At 72.5% G+C, this 22,170-nt stretch carries 17 protein-coding genes and 1 pseudogene; 6 read left to right on the forward strand and 12 right to left on the reverse strand.

Going from position 1 to position 22,170, the window contains the following annotated elements:
* Positions 1–89: 89 nt before the first annotated feature.
* Positions 90–1,943 (reverse strand): translation elongation factor 4, encoded by a 1,854-nt coding sequence (gene lepA, locus ACT26F_RS09265; RefSeq protein WP_471670231.1) that lies wholly within the window; start codon positions 1,941–1,943, stop codon positions 90–92.
* Positions 1,940–2,269, reverse strand: coding sequence for a hypothetical protein (locus tag ACT26F_RS09270; RefSeq protein WP_471670232.1), 330 nt, complete (start codon positions 2,267–2,269; stop codon positions 1,940–1,942). The genes lepA and ACT26F_RS09270 overlap by 4 nt, the downstream gene beginning before the upstream one ends.
* Positions 2,270–2,459: 190 nt before the next feature.
* Between ACT26F_RS09270 and rpsT the strand changes: the two genes are divergently transcribed.
* Positions 2,460–2,720, forward strand: a complete 261-nt coding sequence (gene rpsT / locus ACT26F_RS09275) for a 30S ribosomal protein S20 (protein WP_471670233.1) — start codon at positions 2,460–2,462, stop codon at positions 2,718–2,720.
* Positions 2,721–2,783: 63 nt separating this feature from the next.
* On the opposite strand, the gene holA is transcribed toward rpsT, so the two are convergent.
* The 9 genes and pseudogenes from holA to nirB all read right to left on the reverse strand — a co-directional run bounded on the left by holA (position 2,784) and on the right by nirB (position 16,467).
* Positions 2,784–3,761, reverse strand: coding sequence for a DNA polymerase III subunit delta (gene holA / locus ACT26F_RS09280; protein ID WP_471670234.1), 978 nt, complete (start codon positions 3,759–3,761; stop codon positions 2,784–2,786).
* Between the two features lie 14 nt (positions 3,762–3,775).
* Positions 3,776–5,995, reverse strand: a complete 2,220-nt coding sequence (locus tag ACT26F_RS09285) for a ComEC/Rec2 family competence protein (protein WP_471670235.1) — start codon at positions 5,993–5,995, stop codon at positions 3,776–3,778.
* Complete coding sequence (locus ACT26F_RS09290) at positions 5,976–6,542, reverse strand: ComEA family DNA-binding protein (protein ID WP_471671674.1); 567 nt, start codon at positions 6,540–6,542, stop codon at positions 5,976–5,978. The genes ACT26F_RS09285 and ACT26F_RS09290 overlap by 20 nt, the downstream gene beginning before the upstream one ends.
* Before the next feature lie 314 nt (positions 6,543–6,856).
* A complete protein-coding gene (locus ACT26F_RS09295; protein ID WP_471670236.1) occupies positions 6,857–7,699 on the reverse strand; it encodes a DegV family protein in 843 nt (280 codons plus the stop codon).
* A 19-nt stretch (positions 7,700–7,718) separates the two neighbouring features.
* Positions 7,719–11,675, reverse strand: a complete 3,957-nt coding sequence (locus ACT26F_RS09300) for a molybdopterin-dependent oxidoreductase (RefSeq protein ID WP_471670237.1) — start codon at positions 11,673–11,675, stop codon at positions 7,719–7,721.
* A 412-nt stretch (positions 11,676–12,087) separates the two neighbouring features.
* Positions 12,088–12,408, reverse strand: a pseudogene (locus ACT26F_RS09305) (sirohydrochlorin chelatase); the annotation flags it as partial.
* Positions 12,405–13,532, reverse strand: coding sequence for a uroporphyrinogen-III synthase (locus ACT26F_RS09310; RefSeq protein WP_471670238.1), 1,128 nt, complete (start codon positions 13,530–13,532; stop codon positions 12,405–12,407). The gene ACT26F_RS09310 and the pseudogene ACT26F_RS09305, both read right to left, overlap by 4 nt.
* Positions 13,529–13,903 carry a nitrite reductase small subunit NirD gene (gene nirD, locus ACT26F_RS09315; protein WP_471670239.1) on the reverse strand — a complete coding sequence of 125 codons (375 nt, stop codon included), beginning with the start codon at positions 13,901–13,903 and terminating at the stop codon, positions 13,529–13,531. The genes ACT26F_RS09310 and nirD overlap by 4 nt, the downstream gene beginning before the upstream one ends.
* Entirely contained in the window at positions 13,900–16,467 is a 2,568-nt protein-coding gene (gene nirB, locus ACT26F_RS09320) for a nitrite reductase large subunit NirB (protein WP_471670240.1), read from the reverse strand. Before nirB ends, nirD begins: the two co-directional genes overlap by 4 nt.
* 193 nt (positions 16,468–16,660) lie before the next feature.
* On the opposite strand from nirB, the gene ACT26F_RS09325 reads away from it, so the two are divergent.
* From ACT26F_RS09325 to ACT26F_RS09345, 5 genes are all read left to right on the forward strand, one after another.
* Complete coding sequence (locus ACT26F_RS09325; protein ID WP_471670241.1) at positions 16,661–17,977, forward strand: MFS transporter; 1,317 nt, start codon at positions 16,661–16,663, stop codon at positions 17,975–17,977.
* 86 nt (positions 17,978–18,063) lie between these two features.
* Complete coding sequence (arsC, locus tag ACT26F_RS09330) at positions 18,064–18,405, forward strand: arsenate reductase (glutaredoxin) (protein ID WP_471670242.1); 342 nt, start codon at positions 18,064–18,066, stop codon at positions 18,403–18,405.
* A gap of 99 nt (positions 18,406–18,504) precedes the next feature.
* The gene (locus ACT26F_RS09335) at positions 18,505–19,554 is read left to right on the forward strand and encodes an HpcH/HpaI aldolase/citrate lyase family protein (protein WP_471670243.1); all 1,050 of its coding nucleotides are present in this window, start codon (positions 18,505–18,507) and stop codon (positions 19,552–19,554) included.
* 11 nt (positions 19,555–19,565) lie between these two features.
* Positions 19,566–20,432 (forward strand): HpcH/HpaI aldolase/citrate lyase family protein, encoded by an 867-nt coding sequence (locus ACT26F_RS09340; RefSeq protein WP_471670244.1) that lies wholly within the window; start codon positions 19,566–19,568, stop codon positions 20,430–20,432.
* A complete protein-coding gene (locus ACT26F_RS09345) occupies positions 20,429–21,889 on the forward strand; it encodes a LicD family protein (RefSeq protein ID WP_471670245.1) in 1,461 nt (486 codons plus the stop codon). Before ACT26F_RS09340 ends, ACT26F_RS09345 begins: the two co-directional genes overlap by 4 nt.
* A 42-nt stretch (positions 21,890–21,931) precedes the next feature.
* On the opposite strand, the gene ACT26F_RS09350 is transcribed toward ACT26F_RS09345, so the two are convergent.
* Complete coding sequence (locus ACT26F_RS09350) at positions 21,932–22,081, reverse strand: hypothetical protein (RefSeq protein ID WP_471670246.1); 150 nt, start codon at positions 22,079–22,081, stop codon at positions 21,932–21,934.
* Between the last annotated feature and the right edge of the window lie 89 nt (positions 22,082–22,170).

Consider the following 22,170-nt stretch of genomic DNA (forward strand, 5'->3'; position numbering starts at 1 on the left):
CCCCGATTCGAGTCATGCCACCGACGCAATCGGACCAGCCCGACCTCCCGGCCAGCGCAGGGTGAAGGGTGGGTGAAGTTTCCTGGTGGTCAGGTGACCCGGGACTCGCCCGTCGAGAGTGCCGCGATGAAGGCTTCCTGGGGGACCTCGACGCGGCCGACCATCTTCATCCGCTTCTTGCCCTCCTTCTGCTTCTCCAGCAGCTTGCGCTTGCGGCTGATGTCGCCGCCGTAGCACTTGGCGAGGACATCCTTGCGCAGGGCACGGATGTTCTCGCGGGCGATGATGCGGGCGCCGATCGCGGCCTGGATCGGGACCTCGAACTGCTGGCGCGGGATGAGTTCCTTGAGCTTGCCGGCCAGCGCCACGCCGTAGGCGTAGGCATTGTCGCGGTGCACGATCGAGCTGAAGGCGTCGACGGGCTCGCCCTGCAGCAGGATGTCGACCTTGACGAGGTCCGCGGCCTGTTCGCCGGCGACCTCGTAGTTGAGCGAGGCGTAGCCCTTCGTGCGCGACTTCAGCGCGTCGAAGAAGTCGAACATGATCTCGCCCATCGGCAGCGTGTAGCGGATCTCGACTCGGTCCTCGGACAGGTAGTCCATGCCCTCGAGCACGCCGCGGCGGGCCTGGCACAGCTCCATGATCGCGCCGATGTAGTCCGACGGAGCCAGGATCGTGGCCTTGACGAACGGCTCGTAGACCTTGTCGATCTTGCCGTCGGGGTACTCGCTGGGGTTCGTGACGACGATCTCGGAGCGGTCCTCCATCACGACGCGGTAGATCACGTTCGGGGCGGTCGAGATGAGGTCGAGGTTGAACTCGCGCTCGAGCCGCTCACGGACGATCTCCAGGTGCAGCAGCCCGAGGAAGCCGATGCGGAAGCCGAAGCCCAGCGCGCCGGACGACTCGGGCTCGAACTGCAGGGCGGCGTCGTTGAGCTGGAGCTTCTCCAGCGCGTCGCGCAGGGTCGGGAAGTCGTCGCCGTCGATCGGGTAGAGCCCCGCGAACACCATGGGGTTCGGATGGGCGTACCCACCCAGAGGTTCGGTGGCGGGCCTGACGCTGGAGGTCACCGTGTCGCCCACGCGCGACTGGCGCACCTCCTTCACGCCGGTGATGAGGTAGCCGACCTCGCCGACGCCGAGGTGGTCCTCCTTGAGCGGCTCGGGGCTGATGACGCCGACCTCGAGCATCTCGTGCACGGAGGCCGTCGACATCATCTTGATCTTGTCGCGGTGGCTGAGCTTGCCGTCGAACACCCGGACGTAGGTGACGACGCCGCGGTACGTGTCGTAGACCGAGTCGAAGATCAGCGCGCGCGGCGGGGCGTCGGGGTCGCCGGACGGCGGCGGGACGTCGTCGACGATCTTGTTCAGCAGCGCCTCGACGCCCTGACCGGTCTTGGCCGAGACGCGCAGGACCTCGTCGGGGTCACCGCCGATGATGTGCGCGATCTCCTCGGCGAACTTCTCCGGCTGCGCGCCGGGCAGGTCGATCTTGTTGAGCACCGGGATGATGTGCAGGTCCGCGTCGAGCGCGAGGTAGAGGTTGGCCAGCGTCTGGGCCTCGATGCCCTGTGCCGCGTCGACCAGCAGGATCGCGCCCTCGCACGCGGCGAGGGACCGGCTGACCTCATACGTGAAGTCGACGTGGCCGGGGGTGTCGATCATGTTGAGCACGTACGCCGTGCCCGCGTCGTCGCCGTCGCTCTTCACGAAGGGCATCCGCACGGCCTGGCTCTTGATCGTGATGCCCCGCTCGCGCTCGATGTCCATGCGGTCGAGGTACTGCGCGCGGGCGGCCCGCTCGTCGACGACGCCGGTCAGCTGCAGCATGCGGTCGGCGAGCGTCGACTTGCCGTGGTCGATGTGCGCGATGATGCAGAAGTTGCGCAGGACCGCCGGGGGCGTCGCGCCCGGACGCGGAGCCTTCGTCGGGCTCACCACAGCACGGCGATCAGGATGTTGGCGGTGACCAGCACGAAGGTCGCACGGGCCAGCGGCGTCGGCTGGGGCTTGCGCTCGGCGATGAAGGCGACCACCGTCGCGACGAGCGCGATCACCAGCTTGGTGGTGATCTTGGCGTAGTCGTAGTCGCGCAGGTCGGCGGCCGAGCCGATCCCGACGAGGGCGACGCCCACGACCAGGGCCGTGGCGATCGCGTGGAACGCGCCCTTGCGGATGGTGGAGCCGATGGGATCGGTCAGCACCAGAGCACCGATCCAGCACAGGACATGGATGGCGACGAGGACGGAATACAGCACGCTCACGGGCCAATCCTAGGTGGCGGTGCCGGACTGCCGGGCGGCGCGGGCCGGGCCGGCACACGATTTGAGGAGCCACCGCCCGCACTGGTAGCATTGACGATTGCGTGTCCCGCCCAGCGATCGACGGGCGTGGGCGCGACCAAACTCTTTGCAGGACACATTCACCGCAGAACGAAGAAAGAACAGGTTTGCCGTGGCGAACATCAAGTCGCAGATCAAGCGCAACCGGCAGAACGAGGCCGCGCACGAGCGCAACAAGTCCGTGCGCTCGGCCCTGAAGACCTCGGTCCGCCGCTTCAACGAGGCCGCTGAGGCGGGCAACGCCGACGAGGCCAAGGTGCTCGCCAACGATGCCGCCAAGAAGCTCGACAAGGCCGCGTCCAAGGGCGTCATCCACAAGAACCAGGCAGCGAACCGCAAGTCGGCCATCGCCAAGAAGGCCGCCGCGCTCTGAGTTCGCGCACGAGAGCCCCGCACCGGTGGTGCGGGGCTTTTGTCGTGCCCGGGCGACCTGGCCTCAGGAGGCGCGGGACCGGGCGACCGCGACGTCGATGATCATGCGCTCGACGGCGTAGGCGGGTTCGGCGGAGCCGCCCTTGACCTGCAGGTCGGCGTGCGCGACCGCGTCGAGGGCGCGGCGCAGCGAGCCCTCGTCCCATCCGCGCGCGGTCTGGCGCAGCGTGCGGATCTTGAACGGTGGCGCACCGATCTCACGCGCGAGGTCGGCGTCGCGCAGGCCCGGGTCGGCGGTGGCGACCCGCGCGACCTGGCGCAGTCCGGAGGCGAAGGCCGCCGTGATGAGCAGCGGCGCCACCTTCGCGGTCTCGGCCCAGCGCGCGCGTTCGAGTGCGATCCCGAGCCGGCCCTCGAGCGCCGCGTCGGCGATCTCGTAGCCGCGCACCTCAGCCCGGCCACCGAAGTAGCGGCGGACGACCGTGGCGCCGAGCGCCTCGGACGCGTCGACCGTGGCCACGAGCTGGTCGACCGCCGCGGCCAGCGACCGCAGGTCCGACCCCACCGACGCCACGAGCAGCGTGGCGCCCTCCTCGTCGAGGGGTCGGCCGAGGGCGCGTGACTCGTCGCGCACCCAGGCGATCAGGTCGCGCTCGTACTTGGGCGCCTGCTGGGCGACCTCGCTGACGGCGGCGAGCTTGCGCAGCTTGTCGAGCAGGCCCTTGCCCTTGGCGCCGCCGCCGTGGACGAGGACGACCGCCGTGTCGTCGGACGGAGCCGCCGCATAGTCGAGCAGCTCGGTCGCGACGACGTCGGAAAGGTCCTGCAGGTCGGTCACCACGACGGCCGTCGCCTCACTGAACAGCGAGGCGCTGGTCAGCGCCGTGAACTCGCCCGCGGCGAGCGACGACGCGGCGGACTCGGCGAGCTGCACCTCCGGGGCGACCTCGCGCACTGCCGCGACGGCGCGCCGGCGAGCCCGGTCCGACAGGTACTCGGAGTTGCCGGTGACCAGCAGGATCTTGCCGAACGGGTTCGCCACGGTCCGAGGATAGGTCACCGCACGGACACCCTGAGGCCGTCGCCCCGGTCGACCACGGCGACGGTTCCCGACAGGTCCGTGCGCACCACGGGGACGCCGCGGTCGGCGAGCGCCGCGAGCGTCGTCGGCGCGGGATGGCCGAACGTGTTGTCGGCCCCCACGCCGATGAGCGCGAGGGAGGGTCGCGTGCGGTCGATCAGGCCCGGTGACGTGTCGGCACTGCCGTGGTGGGCAACCTTGAGCACGTCGGCCGTGAGGTCCGGCGCGAGCCGCTGCAGTCCACGTTGCGCCTCCTCCCCCAGGTCGCCCGTGAACAGGATCCGTCGCCCCCGCACCGTCACGCGCACGACGACGCTGACGTCGTTGCGCTCCTCCGCGCGCTCCACGGCGGCCTGCGCACGCGGCCACAGGACCTCGACCCGCGCGGGCCCGACGGTGAGCACGGCGCCGGCCGAGAGCCGCTCACGGCGCGCCGCCGGGACGGCCGGACCGCCGGACGGGCCGTCGGCGACGAGGTCGACCTCGCGGCCGTGCACGGCGCCACGCCAGCCGCCGATGTGGTCGGCATCGGCGTGGGAGAACAGCAGCAGCGCGATCCGCCGGACCCCGAGGTCGCGCAGGCACCGGTCGATCGGCCCGGGCTCCTCGCCGACGTCGACGACCATCGCCTCCCCCGGGCCGGTCGGCACGACGAACCCGTCACCCTGGCCCACGTCGCAGGCGACCACGACGATGCCCTTCGGCGGCCAGCCCGGGTGCGGCGGCCGGAGCATCGCCACGAGCAGACCGAGGACGAGTCCGAGGACGACGGCCGGCCGGCCCGCGATTCGCCACAGCACCCAGCCCACGGTCGGAGCGACGACGCACAGCGTCCATGCGGGAAACGGCCACGGCACGGACGCTGCCGGGACCGAGGCCCCGATCCGGGCGATCGCGACGATCGCCGACGCCGACCACCAGGCGACCTCTCCGGGCACCACCGCCACGACGGGCAGGAGGAGGTCCAGCAGGCCCGCCGCGAGGCCTGCGACCGTGGCCGGCGCGATGGCGGGGGCGACGAACACGTTCGCGACGACCGCCACGAGCGAGACCTCACCGCTGAGCGCCGCCACCATCGGCAGGCACGCGAGGTGCGCCGCGACGGGCACCGAGACGGCCTCGGCGACCGGGGCCGGCAGCCAGTGCAGGCGACGGGCGAGGGCCGCGGAGAACGTCACGATGCCGGCCGTCGCGGACACCGAGAGCACGAAGCCCGCACTCGAGCCGAGCCACGGATCGAGCAGCACGAGCACGAGCACGGCCCACGCGAGGGCCCGCAGGCCCGCCCGCGGGGATCCCAGGACCAGTCCGACGAGCGCCACGGAGCCCATCACGGCGGCCCGCAGGACGCTGGGCTCGGGCCGGGCCACGACGACGAACGCGACGACCGTCACCGCGCCCAGCAGCAGGACCGTACGCCGTCCGGCACCCGCGGGTCGCGCGACGGCCAGCACCACGGCAAGCACGATCGTGAGGTTCGCGCCCGACACGGCGAGCAGGTGGGTGAGCCCCGTGCGGGTGAAGTCCTCACGGGTCGTGTCCTCGAGCCCGGAGTCGTCCCCCGCCACGAGGGCCGGCACGAGCGCCGCGGCTTGGTCGTGCCGGTGGTCCACTCCGTCCCGAATGCCGTCGCGCACGACGGCGGACCAGCGCCACCACCACGGGCCATCCCCCGCGGCCCGCCATCGCAGGACCCGCAGGGTCGCCGCCTCGTCGGACGCCTCGGCGGGAGCGAGGTCGGCGCGCACGACGAGTCGCCTCCCGGTGACGAACCGGTCCGAGGTCCCGTCGACGAAGGCCGTGGCCCGCACCCTGACCCGCCACGTCCGCTCGCCGTCGGTGACGACCCGGACCGTGACCGGCAGGACCGTGCCGGCCCCGCCGCGACCTTCGTACGGATGGCCGTCCTCACGCAGTTGGACCTCGGCGACGACGACCCGGCCGCGCTGCGCGAGGTCGGCGACCGGCGAGGCCTGCACGGCCGAGAGCCGCCAGCCACAGCCCACCGCCACCGCGACCAGGCACAGGGCCGGCAGGGCGAGCCACGGTCGTCGCCAGCCGAGTGCCGCGGCGGTGACAGCCGCGGCCCCCACGGCGAACGACCAGCCCTGGCCGACGTGGGTCAGCGCCGCCGCCGCGGCCCACGCCACGAGTGCGGCGGGAACGACCCGCAGGTCAGACCCGAACGTGGTCACGCAACTCGTCGAGCGTCGCCTCGCCGATGCCCTTCACGTCGAGCAGGTCGTCGACGCTGCGGAACGGTCCGTTGGCCTCGCGCCACGCGACGATCGACGCCGCGGTGACCGGGCCCACGCCCGGCAGCGTGTCGAGGGCGGCGACGTCCGCCGAGTTGAGGTCGACGACGGGACCGGCGGCCCCGGCGACCGGTCCGTCCGACGCGCCGCCCGAGACCGCCGCGGCGGCCGGCGCGCCGACGACGACCTGTTCGCCGTCGGCGAGCACCCGCGCCAGGTTGAGGCCCGACGTGTCGACGTCGCCCTTCACCCCACCCGCGGCGGCGATCGCCTCGTGCACGCGCGACCCGACGGGCAGGGTCACGATGCCCGGCCGACGGACCGCGCCGGCCACGTCGACCACGAGCTCGGTCGGTGCGGTCGCCGGTCCCGCGCTCGACCCGGTCCTCGCTCCCGAGCCCGACGTCGGTCCGGCCGAGCCCGCGTCGGCACTGGCCAGCGTCGGCACCGCGGTCTCGTGCGGCCGGCCCGCGAGCAGCCACCACACGAGCAGGACGCCCGCCGCGACGGCGAGCACGGTCACGAGTCGCAGGTGGACCGGCCGGACCCGGTGCAGCTCGGGTCGCGGCCGACGGCGACTGCCGGGCTCCGGTCGTTGCGGATCAGGGAGCGAGGCGTCGAAGGTCGCCGCGAGCTCGGCGAGCCGCCGCCGCGCGATGTCGGCGCGCGTCTCCGGAGGGACCGTGACCATGCCGCGACAGTAGGGAGCCGGGTCGGGTCCGTGGAACGGTGACGACGAGGGCTGTGGACGGGACGGGGCGCACCGCAGGGGCTGTGGACGGACGGGAGCGCGGACCGGGCTCAGGCCGCGCTGACCGTCACGGCGATCATGCCGGGACCCACGTGGGCGCCGATGTCGGCGCCGACCTCGTCGACGGGCACGGACTCGCGCCCCAACCTCGACGCGAGCGAGGCGGCGATCTGGTTCGCGACGGTCTCGCTGGCCAGGTGCTGGACGCCGATCCGGTACTCGCCGTCGAGGCTCTCGACCGCCTCGGCGGCCAGTGTCGTCAGCCGGGCGAGCGCCTTCGATGAGGTGCGCACCTTCTCCAACGGCGCCACCAGCCCGTCCTCGAACGTGAGGATCGGCTTGACCGAGAGGGCCGAGCCGATGAGGGCCGCGGCCCGGCCGATCCGGCCACCGCGACGCAGGTACTCGAGGGTGTCGACGTAGAGCAGGACGCGCGAGGACTCGGCGGTCTGCAGGGCTGCGGCCGCCATCTGCTCCGCGGTGGCACCGGCTTCACGCTCGCGGGCCGCTCGGCCGGCGGCGAAGCCCGTCGCGAGGCCGGCCTGCAGGGTGTCGACGATGTGCACCGGCACGTCGACGCGTGACGCCGCGAGCCTGGCCGCATCGACCGTCCCGGAGAGCCGCGAGCTGACGTGCACCGACACGATCGCCTCGGCGCCCTGACTCGCGAGGGCCTCGTACACCGACTGGAAGGTCTCGGGCGACGGCCGCGACGTGCTCACGGGCACGAAGGACGCGAGCGCGTCGGCGATCATCTGCGACGTCACGTCGACGCCCTCGGTGTAGACGCGGGCGCCGACGATCACCGTCGTGGGGACCACCGTGATGCCCTCGCGGGCCGCGTCGTCGGGGTCCAACGACGCGGTCGAGTCGGTCACCACGGCGACGGTCATGCGCAAACCCTAGACCGCCTCAGTACACGTCCTTGGCGTAGCGGCCCTGCTCGGCGAGCCCGTCGAGCCAGCCACGCGCCGCCTCGTGGTCCAGTCCGCCGTGGTCGCGGGCGACGCCGAGCAGGGTCGCCTCGACGTCCTTCGCCATCCGGGAGCGGTCGCCGCAGACGTAGAAGTGGGCACCGTCGTCGAGCCAGCGCCACAGGTCGGCACCGTGCTCGCGCATCCGGTCCTGCACGTAGATGCTGTGGTCCTGGTCGCGTGAGAAGGCCGTGTCGCATCGGGTCAGCACCCCGCCTGTCTGGAGTCGTTGCAGCTCGTCGCGGTAGTAGAAGTCGGTGTCGACGTTTCGCTCGCCGAAGAAGAGCCAGTTCCGGCCGGCGTGGCCGCGCAGCGCCCGGTCGTGCAGGAAGCCGCGGAACGGGGCGATGCCGGTGCCCGGACCGACCATGATCGCGGGTGCGTCCGAGTCCGTCGGCGGCCGGAAGTGACGCTGGCGCTGCACGTAGATCCGCACGTCCTCCCCGGCCCGGTCGGCGAGGTACGACGAGCACACGCCGTGCCGTCGTTGGCCGTGCACGCGATGCCGCACGACCGACACGGTCACCTGCACCTCCCGCGGGTCCTCCAACGGGCTCGAGGAGATCGAGTACTGGCGAGGCGTCAGGCGCTTCAGGACCGACAGCCAGTCCGACACCCCCACGACGGTCGGGTAGTCGCGCAGCACGTCGATCAGCTGACGGCCCCACGACCACTCGTCGAGCGGTCGCCGGTCGCCCTGGTCGAGCAGCCCGGCGAGGTAGGAGCCGCGGTGGCGCTCGGCGACGAGACGGGCCGTGGCGGGGGTGATCGCCGCGATGTCGTAGCTGTGCGACAGCGCCTCGGACAGCCGGACGGACTGCTGGTCGACCTCGACGACGGTGTCGCCGTCGAGTCCCGCGAGGTCGAGCCACGCCTCGACGTAGCCCGGATCCATCTGCGGCACGACGGCGAGCGCGTCGCCGGGCTCGTAGTCGAGCGTGCCCTCGGGCAGGTGGAACGCGATCCGTCGGACCTCCTTCGACGACGACTCCGCGGTCAGCAGCTCGTTGCGGGTCAGTCCCGTCGGCAGCGGGCGATGGCGGCCGTAGCCCTCGACGACGGGCGTCGCCGTCGGGACGGTCGTCTCAGCACCGAGGGCCACACCGACCGCCGCGAGCCACGAGGCCGCGGGCGCATCGAACTCGGGCTCGCAGTCCGTGCGCGGGGCGACGCGCTCGGCACCGAGCTCGGCCAGCCGCTCGTCGAGGCGACGGCCGAACCCGCAGAAGTCGTCGTACGCGGAGTCGCCGAACGCCAGGACGCTGTAGCGCAGGCCCGCGAGCGACGGCGCGTCCTCCGAGCTGAGCTCGCGCCAGAACGCGGTCGCCTCGCTGGGCGGGTCGCCGTCGCCCGTCGTGCTCGTGACGAACAGGGCGGTCCCGCCGAGCCCGGACACCGAGGTCTCCCCCAGCGACCGGTGCGCCGCGGCCACGCCCCTCCCCGCGAGCGCCTGGACGAGCTGGGGTGCGTGGTCCTCGACGCGGCCGGTCTGCGACGCCCACAGGACCTGCACGCCCGACGGCGTCGTCACCTCGACGGTCGGCGCGACGGCCGCCAGCACCTCGTCGAACCACGCGCGCACGGCCGGCGTCACGGGGGCCGACGACGGGAGGCCGGCGCGCCCGTGGGTCACCGCCGCGAGGTACCCGGCGAGCCACGCGGTCTCCTCCGCGGTGGGCTCGCTGCCAGCGGGCGCGGGCCGGTCGGCGGGCAGCGCGATCGGGGCGCGCTCGAGCCGCACGGCGCACACCTTGAACTCGGGCTGCAGCGAGTCCGGGTCGACGGCGTCGTTCGTGACGGCGTTGACCGCGAGGCCCTCGCCCGTCAGCTCACCCCAGTGGATCGGCGCGAAGCACGTCCCCGGCAGCACGCGGTCGGTGACGACGGCCGGCAGCACGGCCTCGCCGCGGCGCGAGACGATGCGGACGCGCATCCCGTCGCCGAGGCCGAGCCGGGCGGCGTCCTCCGGGTTGACCTCGACGAACGGATCGGGGGTGAGCCGATTGAGCCGCGCGACCTTCCCGGTCTTCGTCATGGTGTGCCACTGGTGCGGCAGACGTCCTGTGTTGAGCACGACCGGGAACTCGTCGTCGGGCAGCTCGGCGGGCGCCAGGTGAGGTCGCGCGTGGAACGCCGCCCGCCCGTCCGGCAGCGGGAAGGCGAGGCGCGGGACGGAGCCGTCCTCGCGCACCGTCCGGCGCTGGCTCACCCCGTCGTTGACGTAGCGGACCGGATTGCGCCGCCGCCCGTGCGGGGGGCACGGCCACTGCAGCGGGCCCCGGCGCAGGCGCGCGTAGTCCGCGCCGCGCAGGTCGTAGCCCGTCTGCGGGTTCGCGAACTGCCGGATCTCCTCGAAGACCTGCTCGGCGCTCTCGTACGCGAATGCGTCGCCGAAGCCGAGTCGGGTCGCGATGTCGGCGATGAGCCGCCAGTCGGGGCGCGCGTCCCCCGGCGGCGGACCGGCGGGCCGGCACAGCGTGAGGTTGCGCTCGGAGTTGACCATGACGCCGTCCGCCTCGGTCCACAGTGCGGCCGGCAGGGCGATGTCGGCGTGCCGGAGCGTCTCGGAGTCGGCGTACGCGTCCTGCACCACGACGACGTCGGCGGCCGCCAGTCCGTCGAGCACGGTGACGCGGTTGGCGACGGAGTGCACCGGGTTCGTGCAGATGATCCACGCGGCCTTGACCGAGCCGGCCGCCAGCTGCTCGAAGAGGTCGATCGTGCCGCGCCCGACCTCGTCGCGGATCGTGCCGGGCTCGAGTCCCCAGACCCGTTCGCAGAACTCCCGGTCCGCGGCCGAGACCACCGAGCGCTGGCCCGGCAGGCCGGGCCCCATGTAGCCCATCTCGCGCCCGCCCATCGCATTCGGCTGGCCCGTGAGCGAGAAGGGTCCCGAGCCGGGCCGGCAGATCGCGCCGGTCGCGAGGTGCAGGTTGCAGATGGCGTTCGTGTTCCACGTGCCGTGCGTCGACTGGTTGAGGCCCATCGTCCAGCACGTCATCCAGTCGCCGGACTCCGCGATCCAGCCCGCCAGCCGGCGCAGGTCGTCCTCCGCGATGCCCGTGAGCTCGGCAACCGTCGCGGGTGGGTAGTCGGCGACGAGCGCCTCGACGTGCTCCCAGCCTCGCGTGTGCTCGGCGACGAACTCGTGGTCGACGGCACCGGCCTCGACGAGCAGGTGCAGCAGTCCGTTGAGCAGCGCCAGGTCGGTGCCGGGCCGGATCTGACAGAACAGGTCGGCCTTCTCGGCGGTGGCCGTGCGCCGCGGGTCGACGACGACGAGTCGCGCGCCGGCCTTGACCCGCTCCATCATCCGCAGGAACAGGATGGGATGCGCCTCGGCCATGTTCGAGCCGATCACGAGGAACAGGTCGGCGTGGTCGAAGTCGTCGTAGGAGCCGGGCGGACCGTCCGAGCCGAGCGACTGCTTGTAGCCGGTGCTCGCGCTGGCCATGCACAGCCGCGAGTTCGACTCGATGTTCACAGTCCGCAGGTAGCCCTTCGCGAGCTTCGTCGCGAGGTACTGCGCCTCGAGGGTCATCTGCCCCGAGACGTACAGCGCGACGGCGTCCGGACCATGCTCGTCGATCACGGCCCGGAACCGGCTCGCGGCCTCGTCGAGGGCGGACTCGATGCCGACCTCGATCCGGTCGGCGGAGCGGTCGGACCGGACCGACGCCTTCTCCATCCGACCCGGGGCGGCGAGCAGGTCGGCAGTCGTGGCGCCCTTCGTGCACAGCCGGCCGTCGTTGGCCGGGTGCCCGGGGGTGCCGACCGCGTCCGTGACGAGCGACGCGCCGTCGCGGCGGCCGATCTGCAGGGTCAGGCCGCAGCCCACCCCGCAGTACCCGCACACCGTGTCGATCCCGCCCCGAGACCGCGTCGCCGTCGTCATGACGTGCCCGTCAGCCCGCGACGGCCAGGCGCCGGCCGAGCGCCTGCTCGTACCGCTCGCGCACGAGGCGGACGAGCCGCGGATCGGGGTCGCGCTCGTCGAGGAACGGCGCCGTCACGACATCGGCCCCGGTCCTGCCGAGCGCGTCGTGGAAGTGGCCCGGCGCGAGCAGGTAGGAGGCGACGACGACGCGGCGCCGGGGTCGCCTCGCCGCCGCGACGACGTCGGCGAGCGGGGTCCCGCAGTGTCCGACGTGACCGACCGGGACGAGTCGGCCGAGCCGCTCGGACACCGCCGACGCGGCCGCCTGAAGGTCGGCGACCGCGCGCGGGTCGCTCGAGGCCGAGGCGCCGAGGACGACCGCGTCGTCGTCGCGCAGGCCCACCTCGGCGAGCCGCTCGACGAGCACGTCGGTCAGCACGGGGTGCGGGCCCAGTGTGGCGGCGGCCGCGTGCTCCCTGCGGGCCCCGACCGCGCCGCCGATGTCGTGGTGGACGTGGCGGCCCGCCGACAGCAGCAGCGGTACGACGACCGCCTCGCGACCGTCGAGCGAGGCCAGCACGTCGGGCAGGGCGGGCTGCTGGACGTCGACGAACGCGGCGGCGACCTCGGTCCGAGGGAGCGCAGCCCGGACGGCGTCGACGAGCCCGGTCACCGCCGCGGCCCCCCGCGCGGAGCGGGTGCCGTGACTGCAGGCCACGAGGACGGGCTCGGTGGTGACGTGCGTGCTCATGCGATCGCCTCCCGGTCGGTCAGGTCGAGTCGGTAGCCGCGCTTGACGACGGTCTTGACGACGCTGCGACCGGCGAGCGCCTCCCGCAGCCGGCCGATCGCGACGTCGACCGCGTGCGGGTCGGTGGAGTCGCCGGGCAGGACCCGCAGGACCTGCTCGCGCGAGAAGACGGCGCCCGGCTCGGACGCCAGCAGGCGCAGCATCGCCAGCCCCGACGGGGACAGCGGCAGCACCTCGTGGTCGAGCGTCGCGGCCGTCGCGTGCACGCGCAGGCGACCGTCGGCCAGGTCGACGCCGAGGTCGTCCCGCCCGAAGTGCAGGACGACCGAGCGCACGAGCGCGCCGAGCCGGCCGCGGTCGGGCACGAGCGGCTCGAATCCCGCGACGGCCAGGGGCTCGGCCGTGATCGGTCCGACCGCGGCGAGCACGAGCCGGCCCGACCGGGCGAGCTCGAGGATCGTGGCGCGCCCCTCCTGCGCTCGCACCGCCGCCAGCCAGGCACTCGCCCCCGGCGAGGACGTGAAGACGACGCAGTCGAAGCCGCCGGCGGCGACGTCGCGCACCGACTGCTCGACGGCGACCGGATCCGGCGGCGGTCCCCAGCGGTAGACGACGAGCGGCACGGTCGTGGCACCGGCGGCCGTCAGCGCCGACTCGAGGCCGTCGTCGCCCGCGCCGTGGTGCTGCACCGCGACCCGCAGGCCCTCGACGCCCTCCGCCACGAGGTACTCCGCCATCTCGCGCGAGGTCTCGGACTCGGCGACCCAGTCCGCCACGAGCCCCGTCGCCTGGATCGCGCCGCGCGCCTTGGGCCCGCGCGCGACGATCCGGGCCACCTCCAGCACGGCGTGCAGGGGCTCGAGCAGCCCCACGGACTCGGCCGTCTCGAGCCAGCTTCGGAACCCGATCGCCGTCGTGACGACGACGAGGGCCGGCGGCGCCGCGATGAGCTCCTCCGTGCGTCGGACGAGGGTCTCCTCGTCGATGTGGGCCTCGACGCCGAGCGTGGCGGCGGCGTGCACCTGGGCGCCGCGCCGCACGAGCGCGCTGGCGAGGTCGGTCGAGCGGCGCTGCGCCGTGGTGAGGATGCGCGTGCCCGCGAGCACGGGCCCGTGAGGGGTCACGCGCGACCCCGGCGCAGCCACACGACCTCGTCCCGGACCTCGACGTCCCAGTGCCCGAGGGTGACCTCGGGATCGTCGAGGCACCCGCCCGTGCGCAGGTCGAACACCTGCTTGTGCAGCGGAGACGCGACGGTCGGGACGTCCCCGCGCGAGCCGACGAGGCCGCGCGCGATGACGTTGGCGCCCGTGAAGGGATCACGGTGCCCGACGGCACAGACCTCGCCGTCGACGAGCCGGAACAACGCGACCTGCTCCCCGTCGACGAGGGCTGCCGCGCCCCGGTCGACCCACAGCCGGTCGATCGTGCAGACCGGCGTCCAGTCGTCCGCGTGGCCCGCGTCCGCCTTGCGCTCCACCACGACCTCACTCATGCGGTCACCTCCTGCTGGGAGCGGACCGGCAGGGTGTCGCCGGCGATGACGACCGGGCCGGCGGGGCGGCGCTGACCGCGCTCCTCGACGTACGCCAGGTCGGGGTCGGGGGTGTCCGGGGCGTTCACGAACGAGCCGAACTGCGCGAGCTTCTCCGGGTCGGCGAGCGTCTCGGCCCATTCGTCGGCGTACGTGTCGACGTGCGCCGCCATCTGCGCGTCCAACTCGGCGCCGATGCCCAGCGAGTCCTCCAGCACGACGGCGCGCACGTGGTCGATCCCGCCCTCGACCGCCTCGATCCACGGTGCCGTCCGCTGCAGCCGGTCGGCCGTGCGCACGTAGTAGAGCAGGAAGCGGTCGATCGCCTGCACGAGCTCCTCGGTCGAGAGGTCCTCTGCGAACAGCTGGGCGTGCCGCGGGGTGAAGCCACCGTTGCCGCCGACGTACAGGTTCCAGCCCTTGTCGGTCGCGATGACGCCGACGTCCTTGCCGCGCGCCTCGGCGCACTCGCGCGCACAGCCGGAGACCCCGAGCTTGATCTTGTGCGGCGACCGGAGGCCGCGGTAGCGCAGTTCGAGGGCCACGGCCAGGCCGACCGAGTCCTGCACGCCGTAGCGGCACCAGGTCTGACCGACGCACGACTTCACGGTGCGCAGGCTCTTGCCGTAGGCGTGACCGGACTCGAAGCCCGCGTCGACAAGTCGCCTCCAGATCTGCGGCAACTGCTCGATCCGAGCCCCGAACAGGTCGATGCGCTGGCCGCCCGTGATCTTCGTGTAGAGCCCGAAGTCCGCCGCGACCCGGCCGATCGCGATGAGCCCCTCGGGCGTCACCTCGCCACCGGGGATCCGCGGCACCACCGAGTACGTGCCGTCCTTCTGCAGGTTGGCCATGACGTGGTCGTTCGTGTCCTGGAGCCGGGCGTTCTCGCGGTCGAGGACGTGCCCGCGACCGAGCGTGGACAGGATCGAGGCCGCCACCGGCCGGCAGATGTCGCACCCGTTGCCACGACCGTGGGTCGCGATGAGCTCGCTGAAGGAGGTCACGCCCGTCATCGCGGCGACCTCGTAGAGCTCGCTGCGGGAGAGGTCGAAGTGCTCGCACAGCGCGTTGCTGACCGTGACGCCCTGCGCCTCGAGCTCGGCGTTCACGATCTGCTTGACGAGCGGGACGCACGAGCCGCAGCTGGTGCCCGCCTTGGTGCAGCTCTTGACGCCCGCCAGGTCGGTGCACTCGCCGCCGCTGATCGCGCAGCGGATCGTGCCCGCGGTGACGTTGTTGCACGAGCACACGGTGGCCTCGTCGGGCAGCGAGCCGCTCGACGGCGGCTCGACCCCGTCGGGCATGAGCCACGCGGCCGGGTCGCCGCCGAGCGCATTGCCGACCATGGGCCGCAGGTTCGTGTAGGCCGAGGCGTCGCCGACGAGCATCCCGCCGAGCAGCGTCGAGGCGTCGTCGCTCATGACGAGCTTCTTGTAGACGCCGGCGAGCGGATCGGCGTAGACGACCTCGAGGCTGCCGCCCTGCGTCGCGAACGCGTCGCCGAAGCTGGCCACGTCGACGCCCATCAGCTTGAGCTTGGTCGACAGGTCGGCGCCCGTGAACTCGGCCGCCCCGCCGAGCAGTCGGTCGGCGACGACCTCGGCCATCGTGTAGCCGGGGCCGACCAGCCCCCACACGCGGTCGGCGATGCACGCGACCTCGCCGATCGCCCAGACGTGCTCGTCGCTCGTGCGGCAGGACGGGTCGGCCATGACCCCGCCGCGCGGGTGGACGTCGAGCCCGGCCTCGCGGGCCAGCTCGTCGCGCGGCCGCACGCCCGTCGCGAACACGACGACGTCGGCCGGGATCGTCTCGCCGTCGGCGAACGTCATCCGGCCGACCTTCTTCGTGCCGCGGCCCGTGCGGACCGACTTCGTCGCGGTGGCGGTGCGCACCTCGACGCCGAGGCCCTCGATGAGCCGCTGGAGCGCCTGCCCGCCGGCGAGGTCGACCTGGACGGGCATGAGCCGGTCGGCGAACTCGACGACCGTGCACTCGGCGCCCAGCTCGCGCAGCGCGCCGGCTGCCTCGAGGCCGAGCAGGCCGCCGCCGATCACGACGCCCCTGGCCGGGTGGCCCAGCTGACGGGACCGGTCGCGGACCCACGCACGCAGCTCGGCGACGTCGTCGACCGTGCGGTAGACGAAGCAGCCGGGCAGGTCCGCGCCGTCGACCGGCGGGACCGCGGCGTACGAGCCGGTCGCCAGCACGAGCTCGTCGTAGTGCTCCTCGCGACCGTGCACCGAGACGGTGCGGGTCTCGCGGTCGATGCCCGCGACCCGGGCATTGCGGTGCAGGCGGACGCCGGGCGTGCGCCACAGCGACTGGTCGCCCAGCAGCAGGTCGTCGGGATCGGCGACCGTGAAGAACGACGTGAGTGCGACCCGGTCGTACGGGGGCCGGCTCTCCTCGCCGAACACGTCGATGTCCCACTGCGCGGTGGCGCCGCGTTCCACGAGGGCCTCGACGAGCCGACGCGCCACCATTCCGGCGCCGACCACGATCAGTCTCTTGCGTGTCATGCGGACCAGCGTCGTCAGCCCACGTTTCGGGCCCGGTTGCCGGACGTAACACGCGGTGAACTTTTCTCTCACGCCCGACACGTCCCGGCTGTGAGCAGTTCGTTCCCGTTCGGTTACGCCGACGCACCGTTTCGCGAAACGCCGGGTTCCTAGCGTCGGCGACGACCCTCACCGACCCGCGTCAGGAGCCCCGATGACCACCACGACCGCCACCTCCACCCTCGTCCACCGGCGTGGCCGCTGGATCGACGGCTGGAATCCCGAGGATCCGACGCAGTGGGAGACCGAGGGACGCGCCATCGCGCGCCGCAACCTCGTCGTGTCCGTCTTCGCCGAGTTCTTCGGCTTCATGATGCTCGGCGTGTGGAGCATCGTCGTGCCGAACCTCGCGTCCGCCGGGTTCGACTACACCGCGAACCAGCTCTACTGGCTCATCGCCCTGCCGGGCCTGACCGGGGCGGCGATGCGCATCCTCTACACGTTCATGGTGCCCGTCTTCGGCGGCCGCAACTGGACCGTCATCTCCTCGCTGCTGCTGTTGATCCCGGCGTCGGCCCTCGCCTGGGCGGTCAGCGATCCGACCACGCCGTTCGGCGTGATGCTGCTCGTCGCGTCGCTCGCCGGACTCGGCGGCGGCAACTTCGCCTCGTCGATGGTCAACATCTCGTTCTTCTACCCCCAGCGCGAGAAGGGCAAGGCGCTCGGCATCAACGCCGCCGGCGGCAACCTCGGCACAGGCATCGTGCAGCTGGTGGTCCCGCTGATCATCACGACGAGCGCCGGCGTCGCGCTCGGCCGGGCCGGCCTGATCTTCATCCCCGCGGCGGTCATCGCGGCACTCGCGGCGTTCCTGCTCATGAACAACCTGTCCCACGCGCACTCGGACCTCAAGAGCTTCGCGCTGGCCGTGCAGAACCCGCACACGTGGATCATCTCGTTCCTCTACATCGGCACGTTCGGGTCGTTCCTGGGCTTCTCGCTGACGTTCCCGACGCTCATGAAGGCGCTGCACCCGGAGGTGCCGATCCAGTTGGCGTTCGTCGGGGCGGTCACGGGCGCGCTGACCCGGCCGCTCGGCGGGGCGCTCGCCGACCGGCTCGGCGGCACCCGCGTCACGATGGCGTCGTACGTGACGATGGCCCTCGGCGTCCTGGGTCTCGTGCTGACCCTCGAGGACGCCGGCTTCGGCCTCTTCCTGGGCCTGTTCCTGCTGCTGTTCGGCGCCGCGGGCATCGGCAACGGCTCGGTCTACCGGATGATCCCGATCGCGTTCCAGATCGGCACGCACGACGAGGCCTCCGTCGCCCGTGGCCACCGCGCGGCCGCCGGGTGCATCGGCATCGCGGGCGCCGTGGGCGCGCTGGGGTCCTTCTTCGTGCCGCGCACGTTCGCCGCGCTGGGCATCGAGAACGGGCTGTGGACCTTCGCCGCGGTCTACGTCGTGATGCTCGTCGTGGCCTGGGGCGTCTACGCCCGACCGGGCACCGACACCCACGCCGCGCGGGTCTGAGCCACTCACCGCCCACCGGGTCCCGTGGTCCCGGTGGGCGGTGAGCCGTGCACCCGGCGGCACGAGCGGTGGGTACCGTGGCTCGCGTGGACGCGACGATCTTCCATCACCCCCGCTGCACGACCTCGCGCAAGACGCTGGCGCGACTGCAGGAGGCCGGCATCGAGCCCACGGTCGTGAGGTACCTCGACGCGGGCTGGACCACCGAGCAGCTGCGCGACCTGTTCGCCGCCGCCGGGCTCACCCCCGCGCAGGCCGCGCGCAAGCGTGAACCGCTCTACACGGAGCTCCACCTCGCCGAGGCCTCCGACGAGGAGATCCTGGCTGCGATGGTCGAACATCCCGTCCTCGTGGAGCGCCCCTTCGTCGTCACCGACAAGGGCGCCCGGTTGGCTCGTCCGGTCGAAAGCGTCGACGAGATCCTCTGACCGCGTGGGTCGGCACCGGGCCACCCGGCGGGATCGCGGGACCGACGCCCCGGGCATACTGACCCCCACAGCCTTGACCTTTCACGGAAGAGAGTTCCCGTGCGCAACCCCCGTGCCTTCCTGCGTCCGCTCGCCGTCGGCGCCCCGACGCCCAGCGCCGACGTGCCGTTCCGGCCCAGCCGGATGATCCACTTCTTCGACCCGAGCAACGAGAAGATGGCGGCCAAGGTGCCCGACATCGCCGCCAAGGTCGACATCATCCTCGGTAACCTCGAGGACGCGGTGAAGACCGAGAAGAAGGAGGCCGCGCGCCAGGGCCTCGTCGACATCGCGAAGAAGACCGACTTCGGCGACACCCAGCTGTGGACGCGCGTCAACAGCCTCGACTCGCCGTGGGTTCTCGACGACCTCATCACGCTCGTCACCGAGATCGGCGACAAGCTCGACGTCATCATGGTGCCGAAGGTCGAGGGCGCGCAGGACATCCACTTCGTCGACCGCATCCTCGCCCAGCTCGAGGCCCGCGCCGGGCTCGACCGCCAGATCCTCGTGCACGCGATCCTCGAGACCGCCGAGGGCGTCGCCAACGTCGAGGAGATCGCCGCGGCCAGCCCGCGCATGCAGGGCATCAGCCTCGGCCCGGCCGACCTGGCCGCCAGCCGCCGGATGAAAACCACGCGGGTCGGCGGTGGCCACCCCGGCTACCTCGTGCGCCAGGACCCCACCGGCGAGGACCTCACGGTCGGCCGCACGACCTACCAGCAGGACCTGTGGCACTACACGATCGCCCGCATGGTCGACGCGTGCGCGATGAACGACATCCTGCCGTTCTACGGCCCGTTCGGTGACATCAAGGACGTCGTCGCGTGCGAGGACCAGTTCCGCAACGCGTTCCTGCTCGGCTGCGTCGGCGCGTGGAGCCTGCACCCGGTCCAGATCGACATCGCCAAGAAGGTCTTCTCGCCGAGCCCCGAGGACGTCGCGCACGCCAAGCGCGTCGTCGAGGCGATGGGCGACGGCTCGGGCGCGGTGATGATCGACGGAAAGATGGAGGACGACGCCTCCTGCAAGCAGTGCCTCGTGATGCTCGACCTCGCCAAGTCCCTCGCCGAGCGCGACCCCGACCTGGCCGCCGCCTACGACCTCTGAGGAGACCTCGCATGACCGAGCTTCGTCCCCGCCGTTCCGTCCTCTACATGCCCGGCGCCAACGAGCGCGCGCTGGAGAAGGCCAAGACGATCGACGCCGACGCGCTGATCCTCGACCTCGAGGACTCGGTGTCGCCCGATGCCAAGGAGCAGGGTCGCGCCAACGTGTGCGCCGCCGTGCAGTCCGGCGAGTACGGCCGTCGCGAGCTGGCGATCCGGGTCAACTCGATCGGCACCCAGTGGCACGACGATGACGTCGCCGCGGCCGCCAAGGCCGGCCCCGACGCGATCCTCGTGCCCAAGGTCGAGTCGGCCGACCAGGTGCTCGACCTCGTCGCGGCGATGGAGGCCGCCGGCGCACCGGAGACGACCCAGCTGTGGGCCATGATCGAGACCCCGAGGGCGCTCCTGCACGCCGAGGAGATCGCCGCCGCGCACCCGCGCCTGACGGTCATCGTGATGGGCACCAACGACATCGTGAACGAGACGTACGGACTGCACGTGCCGGGGCGCAACCCGCTCGTGCTGACGGCGCTGTCGTGGACGCTGCTCGCGGTGCGCGCCGCCGGCAAGGTCGTCATCGACGGCGTCTACAACAACGTGAAGGACCCCGAGGGCTTCGACGCCGAGGCCCGCCAGGGGCGCGAGATGGGCTTCGACGGCAAGACCCTCATCCACCCGTCGCAGGTCGAGCCGGCGAACGTCGCGTTCAGCCCCTCGGAGGCCGACGTCGACCGTGCTCGCGGCATGATCGCCGCGTTCGAGGAGGCCGCCGCCGACGGCAAGGGCGTCGCCACGTTCAACGGCAAGATGGTCGAGGAACTGCACATCCGCGATGCCAAGCGCATCCTCGCCTTCGCCGAGGCGCTCGGCAGTTGAGCCTGCTCGGGCGGTTCCGCCGCCGCCCCGCCCCGCCTGACCGGCGGGGCGACGGCCTGCCCGAGCACGGCTTCATCGGCGGCCACGGCATCGACCGGCTGCTGATCGGCATCGACGCCGAGATCACCGGCCTGCGGCTCGTGAATCCGGCCGACTACGCCGGGATTCTCGACTCGCTGGGCTTCGAGCTCGTCACGGACGGCGGCATCCTCGCGTTGCCGGACGGAGCCCGGCACTCCGCCTCCAGCGTCGGTCCGGCCGACACGTGGTCGGACCCGTCAGACCGCGCCACGCGGCACCGTCTCCAGACCCGGCGCGACCGCGGAGCATGGTGGCAACTGGAGCTGGACGCGCCGCTGCGCGTCGATCGCGTCGCCCTCCTCGGCCGCCGCAACCACCTCACGATCCGGACCCGGCGCGTGCGCGTCGAGGTCCGCGACGTCGACGGGTCCTGGCGGCTGGTCTGGTCCGGTCCCACCCACGACGCACCCGCTCTCGACGCCGAGCTGGCGGGCTGGATGAGCGCCGACGACCGCCGCGAGCGCCCCGTCTCCACCCTCGCCCACGCACTGGCCACCCGTGAGCTGCCCGCGGACCGGGACCGCCTGCGGCTCATCGCCGGGCTGATCAGCATCGGGACGCCGAAGAGCCATCCGGTCCTCACCGAGGCCGAATGGACCGTCCTGACGCATCTGCTGTGCGCCCAGCGGGCGGTCGCCGCGACGACCCCCACGAGCGTCCGCGTCTTCGGGCTCGGGCTGGACAGCCGTGCGAAGCTCGACCGGCTGATGGCGATGATCGAGCAGGTCCGGCCCCGATACGGCCTGCCGCCGCAGGTGCTGACCCGGCACGGGCTGCGCGACGACGGCTCCCTCGCGGCTGGTGGCGACGCCCTGCTCGATCACGTCGAGAAGGTCACGGCGGCCTTCCACGATCTCGGTCACGACCTGATGCTCTGCTACGGCACCCTGCTCGGCGCCGTCCGCGAGGGCGGCTTCCTGGCGCACGACGACGACGTCGACCTGGCCTTCGCGCTGCCCGATCCGGTCGTCGACGCGACCGGCGAGGCGGGCGAGCTCCGTCGTGCCGCGGCCCGCAAGCAGGCGGTGCGCGCGGTCGCGGACCAGCTCGCCGAGCGGGGCTGGCGGCTGTGGATCAATCCCACGCCGTCCGCGTTCAACATCCACGTGAAGCACCCGACCGAGGCGATCGCGGTCGACGTCTTCCCGATCTTCCTCGACGGCGGCATCGCCCACCTGCACATGCAGTCGATGGCGATGGGCGAGGTCCCGGCGGCGATGCTCGTGCCGGCCGCGCCGACCGAGTTCCTGGGGCGCAGACTGCTCGCCCCGGCTCGTCCCGAGGACTTCCTCGGGGCCCGCTACGGCGAGGGCTGGAGAGTCAGGGACCCGTGGCACGACTGGACGTGGGAACTGAGCGACGACCCGCAGCCATGACGAGGGGCGGGAGGCATCGGCCTCCCGCCCCGGTCAGGGTGTTCAACGGTTCGCGCGGATGCCCCACAGCTGGCTGTGCACGGCACTCAGCTGACGGGAGACCCGACGACGCTGCCGGAGCCGCTCCAGCACCACCATCCGGTCGAGGTCGGCGCGCGTCTGGCGTCGCGGTGCGAGTTCGAACAACGACATGTGATTCACCTCCTCCCCCGTGATTGCCTCCGCACGGATGCCTTCCGTGGTCGGGTGGGTGTTCGCGGGCATGAGATGGGTGGGTGTCG

This window comes from Aeromicrobium sp. SP1 (genome assembly GCF_055663785.1).